This window comes from Aeromonas sp. 600479 (genome assembly GCF_049175515.1).
GTDB classification, from domain to species: Bacteria; Pseudomonadota; Gammaproteobacteria; order Enterobacterales; family Aeromonadaceae; genus Aeromonas; species Aeromonas veronii_A.
This window is the reverse complement of sequence record NZ_JAAKVF010000039.1, coordinates 1-551: the sequence shown is the minus strand read 5'-3', so window position 1 is coordinate 551 and position 551 is coordinate 1. Positions and strand designations below refer to the sequence as shown.

Genomic DNA, 551 nt, shown 5'->3' with positions numbered 1-551 from the left:
ACCATCGGCGCCAAAGTTGCTGGTAAACAGGCTGGCATAGCTGGTGCTGGCATTGAGTGCCAGGTTGCTCTCGTCCACCTGCAGGCTGTCGCTGGCCGCACTGCCGGCACTGATACTCGGGCCGTCGTCCTTGAAGCTGATGGCACTGCCCAAGTCCACGCTGGCACTCTGGCTGTCCCCATCCTTGTCGGTGATGGTCCCCACCAGTGTCACCAGGTTGGCTGACAGCAGGCTGCTCTCTTGGTCCGGGCCGCTGTTCGGGGTGTGCTCGATGGCACGCACCTGATCCAGCGTCACGACCCCGCTGTTGTTGACCGTCAGGGTAAAGGCCACATCGCCGCTGCTGCCACCTACCCGGCCAACCACGCTGCCATTTTCCACATAGAGCAGGATGTCCTGACCGGTCGCGGTGTCGTTAAGTCCGCTATCCGCCCCTGCTGCGCTGACACTCAGGCTGTAGACCAGTGTACCGGCACCATCGGCGCCAAAGTTGCTGGTAAACAGGCTGGCATAGCTGGTGCTGGCATTGAGTGCCAGGTTGCTCTCGTCCA

1 protein-coding gene is annotated in these 551 nt (G+C 61.9%); it reads right to left on the bottom strand.

Going from position 1 to position 551, the window contains the following annotated elements:
* Positions 1 to 551 (bottom strand): DUF5801 repeats-in-toxin domain-containing protein (locus tag G5149_RS20905; RefSeq protein WP_421213596.1); only part of this gene is annotated, 551 nt, incomplete at both ends.